This window comes from Ruegeria sp. HKCCA0235A (assembly GCF_013033235.1).
In the GTDB taxonomy this organism is placed as follows: Bacteria; Pseudomonadota; Alphaproteobacteria; order Rhodobacterales; family Rhodobacteraceae; genus Ruegeria.
Window position 1 is genome coordinate 112,020 of the sequence record NZ_WQDQ01000006.1, and the last position, 14,426, is coordinate 126,445.

Annotated in this window: 15 protein-coding genes; 10 read left to right on the forward strand and 5 right to left on the reverse strand. The window is 59.0% G+C overall.

Translation table 11 applies throughout. From position 1 onward, the window contains the following. The first annotated feature begins 40 nt into the window (after positions 1–40). The 8 genes from GOW56_RS12135 (at position 41) to lpdA (ending at position 9,121) form a co-directional block, all read left to right on the forward strand. Positions 41–868: a glycosyltransferase family 25 protein gene (locus tag GOW56_RS12135; RefSeq protein WP_171119701.1), complete on the forward strand. Its 828-nt coding sequence runs from the start codon at positions 41–43 to the stop codon at positions 866–868. Between the two features lie 13 nt (positions 869–881). Beyond that, positions 882–1,763 (forward strand): succinate--CoA ligase subunit alpha, encoded by an 882-nt coding sequence (gene sucD / locus GOW56_RS12140; RefSeq protein WP_152456828.1) that lies wholly within the window; start codon positions 882–884, stop codon positions 1,761–1,763. A gap of 116 nt (positions 1,764–1,879) precedes the next feature. Continuing rightward, positions 1,880–2,377 (forward strand): DUF805 domain-containing protein, encoded by a 498-nt coding sequence (locus GOW56_RS12145; RefSeq protein WP_171206050.1) that lies wholly within the window; start codon positions 1,880–1,882, stop codon positions 2,375–2,377. Next, entirely contained in the window at positions 2,374–2,916 is a 543-nt protein-coding gene (locus GOW56_RS12150; RefSeq protein ID WP_171206051.1) for a DUF805 domain-containing protein, read from the forward strand. The genes GOW56_RS12145 and GOW56_RS12150 overlap by 4 nt, the downstream gene beginning before the upstream one ends. After that, positions 2,913–5,870 (forward strand): 2-oxoglutarate dehydrogenase E1 component, encoded by a 2,958-nt coding sequence (locus tag GOW56_RS12155; protein ID WP_152456825.1) that lies wholly within the window; start codon positions 2,913–2,915, stop codon positions 5,868–5,870. The genes GOW56_RS12150 and GOW56_RS12155 overlap by 4 nt, the downstream gene beginning before the upstream one ends. Before the next feature lie 3 nt (positions 5,871–5,873). Beyond that, the gene (gene odhB / locus GOW56_RS12160) at positions 5,874–7,388 is read left to right on the forward strand and encodes a 2-oxoglutarate dehydrogenase complex dihydrolipoyllysine-residue succinyltransferase (protein WP_171206052.1); all 1,515 of its coding nucleotides are present in this window, start codon (positions 5,874–5,876) and stop codon (positions 7,386–7,388) included. Positions 7,389–7,390: 2 nt separating this feature from the next. Continuing rightward, complete coding sequence (locus GOW56_RS12165) at positions 7,391–7,660, forward strand: hypothetical protein (protein ID WP_152456823.1); 270 nt, start codon at positions 7,391–7,393, stop codon at positions 7,658–7,660. A gap of 72 nt (positions 7,661–7,732) precedes the next feature. Continuing rightward, positions 7,733–9,121, forward strand: coding sequence for a dihydrolipoyl dehydrogenase (gene lpdA, locus GOW56_RS12170; protein ID WP_171206053.1), 1,389 nt, complete (start codon positions 7,733–7,735; stop codon positions 9,119–9,121). Positions 9,122–9,298: 177 nt separating this feature from the next. Here lpdA and GOW56_RS12175 read toward each other — a convergent pair whose 3' ends face one another. Then, positions 9,299–9,877 (reverse strand): TetR/AcrR family transcriptional regulator, encoded by a 579-nt coding sequence (locus GOW56_RS12175; RefSeq protein ID WP_171206054.1) that lies wholly within the window; start codon positions 9,875–9,877, stop codon positions 9,299–9,301. Between the two features lie 103 nt (positions 9,878–9,980). On the opposite strand from GOW56_RS12175, the gene GOW56_RS12180 reads away from it, so the two are divergent. Next, positions 9,981–10,574 carry an NAD(P)H-dependent oxidoreductase gene (locus GOW56_RS12180; RefSeq protein ID WP_171171173.1) on the forward strand — a complete coding sequence of 198 codons (594 nt, stop codon included), beginning with the start codon at positions 9,981–9,983 and terminating at the stop codon, positions 10,572–10,574. A gap of 20 nt (positions 10,575–10,594) precedes the next feature. Here the strand turns inward: GOW56_RS12180 and GOW56_RS12185 are convergent, their stop codons facing one another. Genes GOW56_RS12185 through GOW56_RS12200 form a run of 4 tightly spaced genes read right to left on the reverse strand, consistent with a single transcriptional unit; the run spans position 10,595 to position 13,500 of the window. Then, positions 10,595–11,200: a pyridoxamine 5'-phosphate oxidase family protein gene (locus GOW56_RS12185; protein WP_171206055.1), complete on the reverse strand. Its 606-nt coding sequence runs from the start codon at positions 11,198–11,200 to the stop codon at positions 10,595–10,597. Continuing rightward, entirely contained in the window at positions 11,184–11,927 is a 744-nt protein-coding gene (locus tag GOW56_RS12190; RefSeq protein WP_171171175.1) for a 1-acyl-sn-glycerol-3-phosphate acyltransferase, read from the reverse strand. The genes GOW56_RS12185 and GOW56_RS12190 overlap by 17 nt, the downstream gene beginning before the upstream one ends. After that, positions 11,927–12,826: an ABC transporter permease gene (locus GOW56_RS12195; RefSeq protein WP_171171176.1), complete on the reverse strand. Its 900-nt coding sequence runs from the start codon at positions 12,824–12,826 to the stop codon at positions 11,927–11,929. Before GOW56_RS12195 ends, GOW56_RS12190 begins: the two co-directional genes overlap by 1 nt. Then, positions 12,823–13,500, reverse strand: coding sequence for a cell division ATP-binding protein FtsE (locus GOW56_RS12200; protein WP_152456816.1), 678 nt, complete (start codon positions 13,498–13,500; stop codon positions 12,823–12,825). Before GOW56_RS12200 ends, GOW56_RS12195 begins: the two co-directional genes overlap by 4 nt. Positions 13,501–13,682: 182 nt before the next feature. Between GOW56_RS12200 and GOW56_RS12205 the strand changes: the two genes are divergently transcribed. Beyond that, positions 13,683–14,423 (forward strand): zinc-ribbon domain-containing protein, encoded by a 741-nt coding sequence (locus tag GOW56_RS12205; protein WP_171206056.1) that lies wholly within the window; start codon positions 13,683–13,685, stop codon positions 14,421–14,423. Positions 14,424–14,426: the final 3 nt, after the last annotated feature.

A 14,426-nucleotide genomic window follows, 5' to 3' on the forward strand; every position in this document is an offset into this window, starting at 1 on the left:
AAAGCATTGCCGCGCAAGGCCGAAAGAAGCAATCGATCTGATGACCATCCCAATCTTCCTCATAGGCTTGGAACGCGCCACAGGGCGGGCGCGTTTGATGGAGCAGGAGCTGCAAAAGGCAGGCCTGTCGGCGACGCGCGTCAATGCTGTTGATTGCGACGCCGCCACCCGTGAGGATTTCCTGCGCGACTGTCGGGCCGAAGGGCCGTGGGGCTATTTCCATACCAAGGACATGGCCTGCACCCTCAGCCATGCCAAAGCATGGGAGGCGCTGATCGCCTCGGGCGCGGAACAGGCGTTGATCCTTGAGGATGATGTGTTTCTGACACCGGAACTGGCAGACTGGCTGAATGATGCCTCATGGTGGCCCGCAGATGCCGATATCGTCCGGTTCGAACGCTGGCGCAGCACGAAGCTTTACGTGGCACTTGGACGCAAGCGGTTGTCCCATTTGGGGCGGGAACTGCGCCTGATGCGCTCGCGCCATCCCGGTGGTGCAGCTTATGCTCTGACACGCGAAGCGGCCCGGCACTTCCTGGCCCAGAAACCCTTTGACATTACGCTGGATGGTTTGTTGTTCAACCCTTCCGCCTCGCCGGCGGCGCGCCAGATCAACACCTATCAGGTGATCCCGGCCATGGTCGAACAGGGCAACGAAGCGCCCGGCGAATACAATTTGGGTGCGCCGCGCGCGCGGCCAACAGGCTGGCCCCTGATCCGGCAAAAAGTAAGGCGTGGCATCGCTGAAATCAGCAGCGGCCTGCGCACGGCGGCCAACCTGGCCCTGGGACGTGCCACGCTCGAGAAAATTACCTATGCGCCGCAGGTTCTGCCGGCGACCGAACCCAATCAATCCAACACCGCCTAGAGAAAGGGACAAAATGGCAGTCCTCATCGACGAAAACACCAAAGTGATCTGTCAGGGCTTTACCGGCTCGCAGGGTACATTCCACAGCGAACAGGCCATTGCCTATGGCACCAAGATGGTCGGCGGCGTCACCCCCGGCAAAGGCGGGATGGAGCATCTGGGCCTGCCCGTGTTCAACTCGGTCCACGAGGCCAAGCACGTGACCGAAGCCAATGCCAGCGTGATCTATGTGCCGCCGCCGTTTGCTGCGGATTCGATCCTCGAAGCGATTGATGCCGAGATGGAAGTGATCGTCTGCATCACCGAGGGCATCCCGGTTCTGGACATGATGAAGGTGAAGCGCGCGCTGGAAGGCAGCAAATCCCGCCTGATCGGCCCGAACTGCCCCGGTGTGATTACACCCGACGCCTGCAAGATCGGCATCATGCCCGGCCATATCCACAAGCGCGGCTCGGTCGGCGTTGTGTCCCGCTCGGGCACCCTGACCTATGAGGCCGTCAAGCAGACCACCGATGTGGGTCTGGGCCAGTCCACCTGCGTGGGTATCGGCGGCGACCCGATCAAAGGCACCGAGCATATCGATGTGCTGGAATGGTTCCTGGCCGATGACGAGACCGAGTCGATCATCATGATCGGTGAGATCGGTGGCTCGGCCGAGGAAGAAGCCGCGCAGTTCCTGGCGGATGAGGCCAAGAAGGGCCGCAAGAAGCCGACCGCCGGTTTCATCGCAGGCCGCACAGCCCCTCCGGGCCGCCGTATGGGCCACGCAGGCGCGATTGTCGCCGGTGGCAAAGGCGGCGCCGAAGACAAGATCGAAGCCATGCGCTCGGCCGGTATCGTCGTGGCCGAAAGCCCGGCGCAGCTGGGCGAAGCCGTGCTGGAAGCGATTGGGTAAGTGATCAAGAACCGGGCATATGCTTTTGGGGCAACGCCCGGCTCGGGGGTGGGCGAGACGCGCCCGCCCATCAATCCTGAAGTTTGCCTTTGGCAATTCCGGGCGGAACAGTAACGATGGGACCAAAGCAAGCCATATCGACCGGCATCCGAAAGACATTTGTCTTTTCGGGCAGAGCGTCGCGTTCTGAGTTTTGGTGGTTTGCCCCTATTGCAATTGTTTTGCCGATCTCCGCCGCATTACTGTTTGACTGGAGCGTTCTCGTAAACTGGGGCACCTCGAGGCTTTTGGTGATCACCGCCGCGTCTTTGCCCCTGCTTTCGGCAATGTGCAGACGGCTGCAGGATACTGGCGAAGATGGGCATCCAGCGCTCTATCCGTTCGCAACAGTATTTATCGTTTGGCTGGGGTATCATGTCTTTCTTGGCTTCGGGTTGCTGATCGGCGGACCGATTCTCCTGTTTCTTCTGGTCATCTTTCTTTTTGTTCCAGTGTTCCTAATCGCGATAGTGACAAGCGCGCTGGCTGCGTCCAATGTTATCGGGTTGATGCTGGTTGCTTCCGACCCAGACAAAAACCGATTTGGGGTGCCGCGTGAAGAGGGCTTCGCATGACCTTCTTCGACGCCATACGCACCTGTTTCTCCAAGTTTTTCACCTTCTCAGGTCGTGCCTCGCGGCCCGAGTACTGGTTCTTTTTCCTGTTCATCGTGATCTGGAACATCATCGCCGGGATCATCGACTGGCAGTTCTTCACGCAGGTCGCGATCACGGAAAGCGATGAGATCAAAGCCGTCACCGCAACATCCAGCCAACCGGTGCAGAGCATCGTCGGCCTGATCGTGTTCTTCCCGCATCTGGCCGTTGCGTGGCGGCGGATGCACGATACCGGGCGCAGTGGGCTGTACGCTCTGCTGCCGATCCTGCTGATCCTTGGGGCCTTTGCCGTCCTGATCTTTGGTATCGGGATCGCCTCGAGTTTTCAGCATGGCGGAACGCTCGACATTTTGTTTACCCGCGCAACATTGCTGATCGTCATCCCGACACTTATCGTTCTGGTGGTGTCGCCCCTCCTGGTGCTGTGGTGGCTGACCCGCCCCAGCCAGCCAGGCACCAATCAATACGGTCCCAACCCACATGAGGTAGCCCAATGACCGAACACTCGCCCAATACTGCCTTTCACGCCTCGAGCTTCATGCAGGGGCACAACGCCGAATACCTGGAACAGCTTTATGCGCAGTACACCAAGAACCCCGGTGCGGTAGACGCTGCCTGGGTCGAGTTCTTCAAGGCCATGGGCGACGCCGCGCCTGATGTGCAGCGTGAGGCCGAAGGGCCTTCGTGGGCGCGCACGGACTGGCCTCCGATGCCAGCCGATGATCTGACCGGTGCGCTGACCGGTGAGTGGGCCGAGATTGACGCCAAGGCCGCAGGCAAGAAGATCAAGGAAAAGGCCGCCGACAAAGGTGTCGAAGTCAGCGATGACCAGATCAAGCGTGCGGTGTTGGACAGTCTGCGGGCACTGATGCTGATCCGGGCCTACCGGATCCGGGGCCATCTGGCCGCCAACCTTGACCCCCTTGGCATGCGCGCGGCCAGCAATCATCCGGAACTGGATCCCAAAACCTACGGCTTCACCGATGCCGACATGGATCGCCCGATCTTCATCGACAACGTTCTGGGCCTTCAGGTCGCCTCGATGCGACAGATCGTCGAGATCGTTAAACGGACCTATTGCGGTACTTTTGCGCTGCAATACATGCATATCTCGAACCCGGAAGAGGCCGCATGGCTGAAAGAGCGGATTGAGGGCTATGGCAAGGAAATCCAGTTCACCAAGGAAGGCCGCAAAGCCATCCTGAACAAGATGGTCGAGGCCGAAGGCTTTGAGAAATTCCTGCACGTCAAGTACATGGGCACCAAGCGCTTTGGTCTCGATGGCGGTGAGGCGCTTATTCCGGCGATGGAGCAGATCATCAAGCGTGGCGGCGCGCTCGGCCTCAGTGATATCGTGATCGGGATGCCGCACCGGGGCCGTTTGAACATTCTGGCCAATGTGATGGGCAAACCGTACCGCGCCATTTTCAACGAATTCCAGGGCGGCAGTTTCAAACCCGAAGACGTGGATGGTTCGGGCGACGTGAAATACCACCTCGGTGCATCAAGCGATCGCGAGTTCGACGGCAACAGCGTGCACCTGTCGCTGACGGCGAACCCGTCGCATCTTGAGGCGGTGAACCCTGTGGTTCTGGGCAAGGTCCGCGCCAAGCAGGATCAGTTGGGCGACACGGACCGCACCAAGGTCATGGCCATTCTGCTGCACGGCGATGCAGCCTTTGCCGGTCAGGGCGTCGTGGCCGAAGGCTTTGGCCTGAGCGGTCTGCGCGGGCATCGCACCGGTGGGACAATGCATATCGTGGTGAACAACCAGATCGGCTTTACCACCGCGCCGCATTTTTCACGCTCCAGCCCATATCCGACGGATATCGCGCTGATGGTCGAGGCGCCGATCTTCCACGTGAACGGGGATGACCCCGAGGCCGTTGTTCATGCAGCCAAGGTGGCGACCGAGTTCCGCCAGAAATTCCACAAGGACGTGGTTCTGGATATCTTCTGTTATCGCCGGTTTGGTCACAACGAGGGCGACGAGCCCATGTTCACCAACCCGATCATGTACAAGAAGATCAAGACGCATAAGACCACGCTGTCCTTGTACACGGAACGCCTCGTCAAGGATGGCCTGATCCCCGAGGGTGAGATCGAGGATATGAAAGCGGCCTTCCAGGCTCATCTGAACGACGAATTCGAGGCCGGTAAGGACTATAAACCCAACAAGGCCGATTGGCTGGATGGGCGCTGGTCGCATCTTGACAAGAACAAAGACGAATACATGCGCGGCGAGACGGCGATTACGCCGGAAACCATGGCCGAAATCGGCGATGCCCTCACCCGCGCACCAAGCGGATTTGCCATGCACAAGACGGTTGGTCGTCTGCTTGAGCACAAGAAACAGATGTTTGAAACCGGTAAGGGCTTTGACTGGGCCACTGGTGAGGCGCTGGCCTTCGGATCCCTGCTGACCGAGGGCTACCCGGTACGCCTTGCAGGGCAGGACGCCACGCGCGGCACCTTCAGCCAACGCCATTCCGGATTCGTTCATCAGGAAACCGAAGAACGGTATTACCCGCTGAACAACATTCGCGCAGGTCAGTCGCATTACGAAGTGATCGACTCGATGCTGTCCGAATATGCAGTGCTCGGCTTCGAATACGGATACTCGCTGGCCGAACCAAATGCGTTGGTCCTGTGGGAAGCCCAGTTCGGGGACTTCGCCAACGGCGCGCAGATCATGTTCGACCAATTCATCAGTTCGGGTGAATCGAAATGGCTGCGGATGTCCGGCCTGGTCTGTCTGCTGCCGCACGGGTTCGAAGGGCAAGGCCCCGAACATTCGTCGGCAAGGCTGGAGCGGTTCCTGCAAATGTGCGGTCAGGACAATTGGATCGTGGCGAACTGCACGACGCCTGCGAACTATTTCCACATCCTGCGCCGCCAACTGCACCGGACATTCCGCAAGCCGCTGATCCTGGTGACGCCGAAATCACTGCTACGCCACAAGCTGGCAGTCAGCACCGCCGAGGATTTCACCACCGGATCCAGCTTCCACAGGGTACTGTGGGATGATGCCCAGAAGGGCAATTCCGACACCAAACTGGTGGCGGATGACAAGATCAAACGCGTGGTGATGTGTTCCGGTAAAGTCTATTTCGACCTGCTGGAGGAACGCGATGCTCGCGGCATCGACGACATTTATCTGATGCGGATCGAACAGTTCTATCCCTTCCCGGCGCATTCTCTGATCAACGAGCTTGAACGGTTCAAGAATGCCGAAATGGTCTGGTGTCAGGAAGAGCCCAAAAACCAAGGTGCGTGGACCTTTATTGAACCTAATATCGAATGGGTTCTTTCCCGGATCGGCGCGAAACATACCCGTCCGGCTTATGTCGGTCGCGCAACCTCGGCCTCGCCCGCGACGGGCCTGGCCAGCCAACACAAAGCCCAACAAGAAGCGCTGGTTAACGAAGCGCTGAGCCTCGAAGGAAAATAAGCGATGACGATTGAAGTTCGTGTTCCCACGCTTGGCGAGTCGGTCACCGAAGCCACTGTTGCAACATGGTTCAAAAAGCCCGGTGATGCGGTCGCCGTGGATGAGATGCTGTGTGAGCTGGAGACTGACAAGGTGACGGTCGAAGTGCCCTCTCCCTCAGCTGGCGTGATGGGTGAGATTGTGGCCGCCGAAGGCGACACGGTTGGTGTCGATGCTCTGCTGGCGACGATTGCTGCCGGTGAAGGTGCAGCCGCGCCTGCCCCGGCAACAGCCGCAGCAACCCCCGAGGCCGCACCCTCTGCATCGGGCGGGTCGGTTGACGTGATGGTGCCCACGCTTGGCGAATCCGTGACAGAGGCGACTGTTTCGACCTGGTTCAAGCAAGTCGGCGACAGCGTCGCGCAGGACGAGATGCTGTGTGAGTTGGAAACCGACAAAGTCTCGGTCGAGGTACCCGCCCCGGCTGCGGGTGTTCTGGCGGAAATCGTCGCGCCGGAAGGTGCAACTGTTGATGCAACCGCAAAGCTGGCAGTCATCTCGGGCGCGGCCGCAGGCGCAGCCCCTGCACCGGCTGCTGCTGCGGCGGCTCCTGCTGCGGCAAGTCCCGGCAAGGATGTTGCAAATGCGCCGTCTGCCGAAAAGGCGATGGCCGAGGCCGGGTTGTCAGCCGATCAGGTCACCGGCACCGGTCGCGATGGTCGCATCATGAAGGAAGATGTCGCCAAGGCGGTCGCGACTGCTTCGGCCCCCGCACCTACGGCGGCTGCGCCGGCACCCGTTTCTCAGGTTCCGCGCGCACCGGTTGCCGCCGAAGATGAAGCCCGCGAAGAGCGTGTACGCATGACCCGTCTGCGTCAGACCATCGCCAAGCGCCTGAAGGATGCGCAGAACACCGCCGCGATCCTGACCACCTATAACGAGGTGGACATGACCGAGGTCATGGCCCTGCGCAATCAGTACAAGGACCAGTTCGAAAAGAAGCACGGTGTGCGCTTGGGCTTCATGTCCTTCTTCACCAAGGCATGCTGCCATGCCCTGAAAGAAGTGCCCGAGGTCAATGCCGAGATCGATGGCACCGACATCGTCTACAAAAACTTCGTTCACATGGGCGTTGCGGCCGGCACGCCGCAGGGTCTGGTGGTTCCGGTCATTCGCGACGCGGACAGCATGTCCTTTGCAGCCATCGAAAAAGCCATCGCCGAAAAGGGCAAGCGCGCCCGCGATGGCAAGCTTTCGATGGCCGAGATGCAGGGCGGTACGTTCACAATCTCGAACGGTGGTGTTTACGGCTCGCTGATGTCCTCGCCGATCCTGAACCCACCGCAGTCGGGCATTCTGGGCATGCACAAGATCCAGGAACGGCCGATGGTCATCAATGGCGAGATCAAGATCCGTCCGATGATGTATCTGGCGCTGTCCTATGACCACCGCATTGTTGACGGCAAGGGCGCGGTCACCTTCCTGGTTCGCGTGAAAGAGGCGCTTGAAGATCCGCGCCGCCTGCTGATGGATCTTTAACCATGGCGACACATGTACTCTGGCAGGCCGATGTGGCCGATTTCGACGCCTGGCTGAAAGTGTTCCGCGAGGACAAGCCGATGCGCAAGGCCGCGGGTATCCGCGACCTGCATGTCTGGCGCGATCCCGATCAGAAGGACCATGCGATCGCGATGTTCGAGGTGATCAACCTGGACAAGGCCAAGGCATTTTTCGGATCCGAGGAATTGGCAATGCACCATGAACGAGGCGGCATTGCGCATATCTCGATCAAGCTGCTGGAACCTGTTTGATAATAGATATTCCCGACCCGCCAGATCGGGTCGGAAAAGCGCCGGATCGTCCGGTCGGTTTAGGAGAATGTAATGGCAAACTATGACGTCATCGTAATCGGCGCCGGACCCGGCGGCTATGTCTGCGCGATCCGCTGCGCTCAACTGGGCTTGAAAACCGCTGTAGTCGAGGGGCGCGAAACGCTGGGTGGCACTTGCCTGAACGTGGGCTGCATCCCGTCAAAAGCTCTGCTGCATGCCAGCCATCAGCTTCATGAAGCCGAACACAACTTTGCCAAAATGGGCCTGAAGGGTAAATCGCCTTCGGTCGATTGGAAACAGATGCAGGCCTATAAAGATGAGGTGATCGAGGGCAACACCAAGGGCATCGAGTTTCTGTTCAAGAAGAACAAGATCGACTGGCTGAAAGGCTGGGGCTCGATCCCTGCGGCCGGCAAGGTTCAGGTTGGCGATGAAATCCATGAAACCAAGAACATCATCATTGCGTCAGGCTCCGAACCGTCCTCGCTGCCCGGTGTCGAAGTGGATGAGAAAGTCGTTGTGACCTCAACCGGCGCGCTGTCTCTGGGCAAGATCCCGAAGAAGATGGTGGTGATTGGCGCGGGTGTGATTGGGCTGGAACTGGGTTCGGTGTACAGCCGCCTGGGTGCCGAGGTGACGGTGATCGAGTTCCTCAAGGAAATCACGCCGGGCATGGACCCGGAAGTACAGAAGACATTCCAGCGTATCCTCAAGAAACAGGGGCTGAATTTCATCATGGGTGCAGCGGTGCAGAAAACCGAAGCAACCAAGACCAAGGCCAAAGTGACATACAAGCTGCTCAAGGACGACAGCGAGCATGTGATCGACGCCGATACCGTGCTGGTGGCCACCGGGCGCAAACCTTATTCCGATGGTCTGGGGCTGGACGCTCTGGGCGTCGAGATGACCCCGCGCGGCCAGATCAAGGTGGGTGCGGACTGGCAAACCAACGTACCGGGGATCTATGCCATCGGTGACGTGATCGAAGGCCCGATGCTGGCGCACAAGGCCGAAGATGAAGGAATGGCCGCCGCGGAACAGGTTGCGGGCAAGCATGGCCATGTAAACTATGGTGTCATTCCGGGTGTGATCTATACGTGGCCCGAGGTCGCCAATGTCGGTGAAACCGAGGCGACGCTCAAAGAACAAGGCCGTGCCTACAAGGTCGGCAAGTTCATGTTCATGGGCAACGGCCGCGCCAAAGCCAACTTTGCCTCTGACGGGTTCGTCAAGATCCTGGCCGACAAGGAAACCGACCGTATCCTGGGCGCCCATATCATCGGCCCCGCAGCAGGCGATCTGATCCATGAGGTCTGCGTGGCGATGGAATTCGGCGCATCCGCCGAGGATCTGGCCCTGACCTGCCACGCGCATCCGACCTATTCCGAGGCCGTGCGCGAGGCCGCACTGGCTTGCGGCGATGGTCCGATCCACAGCTAGGCAGGTCGGGCTCCGCCCGTTTGACGCGTGAAAGGTCCACCGGACCTTTCATCGGCTGCGCCGAACCACGTCAAACCCTGCCACGCGCATCCGACCTATTCCGAGGCTGTACGCGAGGCCGCACTGGCTTGCGGCGACGGCCCGATCCACAGCTGACAACCTTGATCCCGACAGCGATCAGCCTGTCGGGGTCAACCAGGCATCCAGATAGGTCTCCAACCTGTCGGTGAATGTCGTCGCGGAATGCAACGCGCAGAATCTTAGTGACATGGCCTGAATGGCAAAGGCCTGCACACCTTCGGCCAATAACTCGGGTGGCACGTCTTTGCGCACCTCTGCATCTTCGAGCCACAGCATCACGACACGGAAGTATCGCTCAAAACAATAGGCCACCGGTCCTATCTCGGCGACAGCCGTAGCACCGGAATACCTGATCAACAGATCGAATACATATCGCTCGGACGTCATGAAACTGTGAACCGGTTCCAGCGCCGCGATGATTTCTGCAACAGTTTTGGGTGGCGTTCCGGCCTCGGCCTGATCCAGACAGGCGTTCAGCTCGTCAGCAATCAGAATTTCCATCAGCGCATCCTTGTCGTGAAAATGCGCGAAAAAAGTACCCTTCGCGACCCCTGCGGCCTTTACGACTTCTTCCACCCGTAACGCTTCATATCCGCCATTGCGGATGACCTCTTCAGCGGCCGCAAGAAGCTTGGCGCGGGTCTTGATCGTACGTTTCTGAATTGTCTTTTGCATGTGGCTCAATCGCATAATTTTTGACCGTGGTCAAATTTTTATTGACCGTGGTCATTTTTTGATTCTATAAACTGACCACGGTCACTTTTTCAGGAGATACCCGATGCAACCGAAAAAGATTCTCATCCTTGACGGACACCCCGCAGAAAGCAGCCTGTCACGCACATTTGCCGAAACGTACAGGGACGCGGCCCGCAAAAACGGGCACGATGTACGGTTGGTTCATCTGAGCGATCTGCAATTCGATTTTGATTTCGGTCAGGGCAATTATCACGACTTCAAACCACTTGAGCCGGTTCTGGAACAAGTGCTGCAAGACTTTGAGTGGAGCGACCATCTGGTCCTGACCACCCCCATGTGGTGGGGCGGCCTTCCAGCCAAACTCAAAGGACTGATCGACCGGATGTTCATTCCGGGGCGAACCTTTGACACACGGAACACTACCAAGATCGGGTTTCCGGCCCCGATGCTGACAGGGCGGACTGCGCGCGTCATCCTGACGTCAGACACGCCGGGATGGTTCATGCGCCTGATATACCGGCAGGCGCTTATCCGTCAGGTACGGGACCAGATTCTTGGGTTCGTCGGCTTCAAACCAACCCGTTTCACCTATTTTTCCGGCGCTAGCTATCCCAAGCCCGGCAGCGTAGATCGCTGGGTGGAAAAAGTATCCAGGATCGGGGCCGCTGCGGTTTGAACCACAGCCGACACCCACATCTACCACATCGTTTTTGCGGCGCGTACAGGCCATTCCTCGTCATATTGCGCGCCGCCTTCCGCGCCGTCTGATGCCTCGGACAGAAGCTGGCCTATCGTAGGAAGATTGCCGCTTTCGTCACCACTTGACCAGATACGCGCCCGGATCAGAGCACGGGCACATTGGCTGTATATCTCGGCGATTTCAACGACGATAACGGTCGCTGGGCGTTTGCCGGCCTTCTCGAATTGATGCCGCAGGGTCTCATCCGCCGTTACCCGCGCCAACCCGTTCACCCGAACGACGTTGTTGGACCCCGGAACAAGGAACATCAGCGAAACACGTGGATCGCGCACGATATTGCGCAAACTGTCCAGACGGTTGTTGCCGCGCCAGTCCGGCAGAGCCAGCGTATTCGCATCCAGCTCTTTAACCACCGGGCCATCATCGCCCCGAGGGCTGCCATCCACACCTTCAGGACCAACCGTGCTGAGCACACACAGGCGCGATGCAAGGATCCACTTTCGATAGAGAGGCGTCAGTTGATGAACGACCTTTCGCAAGGACGGAGCACCGGGCCGACCATACAAAGCTTCAAGCGTTTCAATGTCACGAATGTGCTCCATCCGGATCAAACCCCACTTCCCGCATCAACTCGTTGGAACGTGTTTCTATCACATCTTCCAGCCGGGCAAGGAATTCGTCCCGGCCAACACCCGGCTCGATTGGGTCGAGGAAATCGACGATCGCAAGGCCCGGTTTGCGCATGACACCCGTTCGGGGCCAGAAAACGCCGGCATTCGTCGCGACCGGAACGCAGGGAAAGCCGAGCCCTTCGTAAAGAACGGCTGTTCCAACCTTGTAAGGTTTCTTCGCACCGGGCGCCACACGTGTCCCTTGCGGGTAGATCACAAGCTGCCCGGGTTCCGAAAACTCTTTCGATACATCCTTGACCATCTTGGTCACGGCAGCACCGCGCTTGCCGCGATTGACCGGAATACAGCCAAGTCGCCGCGCATACATTCCAATGACGGGCGTAAACAAAAGCTCGCGCTTCATGATGAACTTGCCGTGCGGAATGGCATCAAAAATGATGATGATATCAAGAAACGACTGGTGTTTTGCGGCTATGACCACCTCATTCGTTGGGACCCTACCCCGCACTTCACACCGAATGCCAACCATCCAACGAGCCAGCCACATGGTGCTGCGCGCGTAGGTCTTGCACGCCCTCAGGGCGCCAGCCTTGGAAAACAGTGCATAGGGCAGAAAGACAATGCCAAGGATCAGCATCCAGGCGTAGATCACGATCATGAAGATCAATGACCGAACCCATTGAACAGCCATCAACATCAGGAAAGCTCCTTCAATTTGCGTCGGGCCGCAGCCCAGGTGGCAAAAAACGCGACCATGGCACCAAGGATTGGAATAAGAACCGGCAACGCCCAGTCTTTGCCCTGAAAGCCGACGCCAGCCAGAAAACCACCCGATTCCGAGGCTTCGGGCAGCATCAGAACACCGGTCATGCCCAGCAATGTACCGACCGATGCCCCAAAGAATGCGCGATATGTAAACCGCCTTACGAATGCGCCCGCTATGAACCCATCGCGTGCACCGACCAGGCGCAGCACTTCGATGATCTGGGCATTTGCGGCAAGCGACGCGTTGGCGGCAAGGGTAATCATGGCAGCGGTCGCACCTCCGATCAGCAGGATCGAAATCCACCCCAGACGACGCAGGGACATCGCCGCATCAACCAAAGGCTCCCGCCACCGCGTATGATCATCCAGCACGGCGCCCGGCACTTCGGCCCCCAGTCGCAAACGCAACCCAGCCACGTCGATGCCCGGTTCGGTTTCAATGATCTCGATAAGCTGCGGCACGGGCAACGTATCCAGCGGCAGATCCGGCCCGAACCACGGGGCAAGCAACGCCGCCTGCTCTTCCTGCGTCAAAGCACGGGCCGAGGCCACGCCGGGCGTCTGGCTCAGAACGGTCAGCGCGGCCTCGGTCTGGGCCGCACGCTGTTCCGTTGGCGCGTTGATGCGCAGGGTTGCAGCTCCGGCCAGTTCCGAGGCCCAGCGATCCGCAATGCGCCCCGACGCCAGAGACAGGGCCAGGGCGAATACCGCAAGAAACGCCATCGCACCCGCGACAAACAGAGTCAGGTGTGCCGTGTATCCCGTTGGGGGAACAACCCGGTCTGCCCGTTTGTCACCGCGCAACAGATTTCTGAGGTCAGGACTGATCATAGATCCGCCCCCGCCAGTTGCAGCTTGCGCTGCGAAATACGCAAGACACGGGCCTGTACCTGGCTTTTGGCCGCGCGGATCAGGCTCAGATCATGGGTGGCGATCAGGACGGTTTTGCCCATCCGGTTCAGTTCGATCAGAAGACGCAGCAGCCGTTGCGACATTTCCCAGTCGACATTGCCCGTCGGCTCATCCGCCAAAACCACGTCAGGCGACAATATGACGGCACGCGCCAGAGCGGCCCTTTGCCGCTCGCCGCCGGACAGTTCAGGCGGGAGCGCTTCGAGCCTGGCGCCAAGACCCACCCAGCTGAGCAGCTCGGTCAGGTTTTCCTGCTCGGATGTTTCCGAACGCCCGGACACCATCAGCGGCAACGCGACGTTTTCTGCAAGCGTCATGTGGTCAAGGAACTGACAATCCTGATGCACGACACCAACGCGGCGACGCAATACGGCCAGCTGGTCGCGATCAAGCGTTGAAATATCCTGGTCAAACACGCTCAACCGCCCCGAGCTCGGCAGCAGGGCACCATAGCACAGCTTGAGCAACGTGGTCTTGCCCGCCCCGGAAGGCCCGGTCAGAAAGTGAAACGAACCCGGCTGCAATTGTACCGAGACATCACTCAGCAATTCGCCACCACCGTAGGTGTAGCTGACATTTTCCAGCTCGATCACACGTGCCCCCGTTATTTTGCCGCTCTTCTTGCCCGAGCATGGTGATGGTTTCAATGGCTCTACCGAGTCCAATTGGTGACACTTGACCCGCGAAACCGAAAACGCTCTTTGCTGTTGGGTCTTAACCGAATATCATTCCTGAAAAAACTATTATCGGCCCTTCGCCCGGCCGAGGAGGCAGCATGCGTCTTACATGTCCGAATTGCAGCGCGCAGTACGAGGTTCCTGACGAGGTCATCCCCGAGGAAGGCCGCGACGTACAGTGTTCCAACTGCGATCAGACCTGGTTCCAAGCGAAGCACCCTGCCGAAGCCGCAGAGGCACCGAACGAAAAAGCGGAAACCCCTGAACAGGATGACGCATCGCCCGACGTGGTCGACGCTCCGCAGGGCGTTGAACCGGAACCTGTTGAAGAAGCGGTATCCGAAGACAAGCCAGAAATTGATGAACCCGCCGAGCCCACCGGGAATGTCGATCCGTCCGTCGCCAGCATTCTGAGAGAGGAAGCTGCCCGCGAAGCGGAATTGCGGGCGCAGGAAGGCAGCAGCCTCGAAAGCCAGCCCAATCTGGGGCTGGATACGCCGCCAGAACCCAAGGTGCGCCCCAAGCGGCCTTCGGCTTCGGAAACCGCTGTCGATGCCGGGCAGAAAGACGCACTGCCGGATGTCGAAGCCATCAATTCGACCATGCGATCAGATGAGCCGGAAGAGGTCCCGCAGCCACCCCGCAAATCGGGCGGATTCCTACGCGGCTTCGCGTTGATGCTGATCATCGGCGTGGTTCTGTATCTGATCTATGGAAATGCCCAACAGATCAGCGAAGCGGTCCCTCAGGCCGACCCGTTGCTGAGCTCATACGTGTCGCTTGTGGATCAGGCGCGTATCTGGCTTGAGGCACAGGCTGGATCCGGTGCCCAGAACTGAGGT

What these genes read in the sequence shown, in the direction of transcription:
- GOW56_RS12135 (WP_171119701.1), top strand. Translation starts at nt 41, where the DNA reads ATGACCATCCCAATCTTCCTCATAGGCTTGGAACGCGCCACAGGGCGG.
- sucD (WP_152456828.1), top strand. Translation starts at nt 882, where the DNA reads ATGGCAGTCCTCATCGACGAAAACACCAAAGTGATCTGTCAGGGCTTT.
- GOW56_RS12145 (WP_171206050.1), top strand. Translation starts at nt 1,880, where the DNA reads ATGGGACCAAAGCAAGCCATATCGACCGGCATCCGAAAGACATTTGTC.
- GOW56_RS12150 (WP_171206051.1), top strand. Translation starts at nt 2,374, where the DNA reads ATGACCTTCTTCGACGCCATACGCACCTGTTTCTCCAAGTTTTTCACC.
- GOW56_RS12155 (WP_152456825.1), top strand. Translation starts at nt 2,913, where the DNA reads ATGACCGAACACTCGCCCAATACTGCCTTTCACGCCTCGAGCTTCATG.
- odhB (WP_171206052.1), top strand. Translation starts at nt 5,874, where the DNA reads ATGACGATTGAAGTTCGTGTTCCCACGCTTGGCGAGTCGGTCACCGAA.
- GOW56_RS12165 (WP_152456823.1), top strand. Translation starts at nt 7,391, where the DNA reads ATGGCGACACATGTACTCTGGCAGGCCGATGTGGCCGATTTCGACGCC.
- lpdA (WP_171206053.1), top strand. Translation starts at nt 7,733, where the DNA reads ATGGCAAACTATGACGTCATCGTAATCGGCGCCGGACCCGGCGGCTAT.
- GOW56_RS12175 (WP_171206054.1), bottom strand. Translation starts at nt 9,877, where the DNA reads ATGCAAAAGACAATTCAGAAACGTACGATCAAGACCCGCGCCAAGCTT.
- GOW56_RS12180 (WP_171171173.1), top strand. Translation starts at nt 9,981, where the DNA reads ATGCAACCGAAAAAGATTCTCATCCTTGACGGACACCCCGCAGAAAGC.
- GOW56_RS12185 (WP_171206055.1), bottom strand. Translation starts at nt 11,200, where the DNA reads ATGGAGCACATTCGTGACATTGAAACGCTTGAAGCTTTGTATGGTCGG.
- GOW56_RS12190 (WP_171171175.1), bottom strand. Translation starts at nt 11,927, where the DNA reads ATGTTGATGGCTGTTCAATGGGTTCGGTCATTGATCTTCATGATCGTG.
- GOW56_RS12195 (WP_171171176.1), bottom strand. Translation starts at nt 12,826, where the DNA reads ATGATCAGTCCTGACCTCAGAAATCTGTTGCGCGGTGACAAACGGGCA.
- GOW56_RS12205 (WP_171206056.1), top strand. Translation starts at nt 13,683, where the DNA reads ATGCGTCTTACATGTCCGAATTGCAGCGCGCAGTACGAGGTTCCTGAC.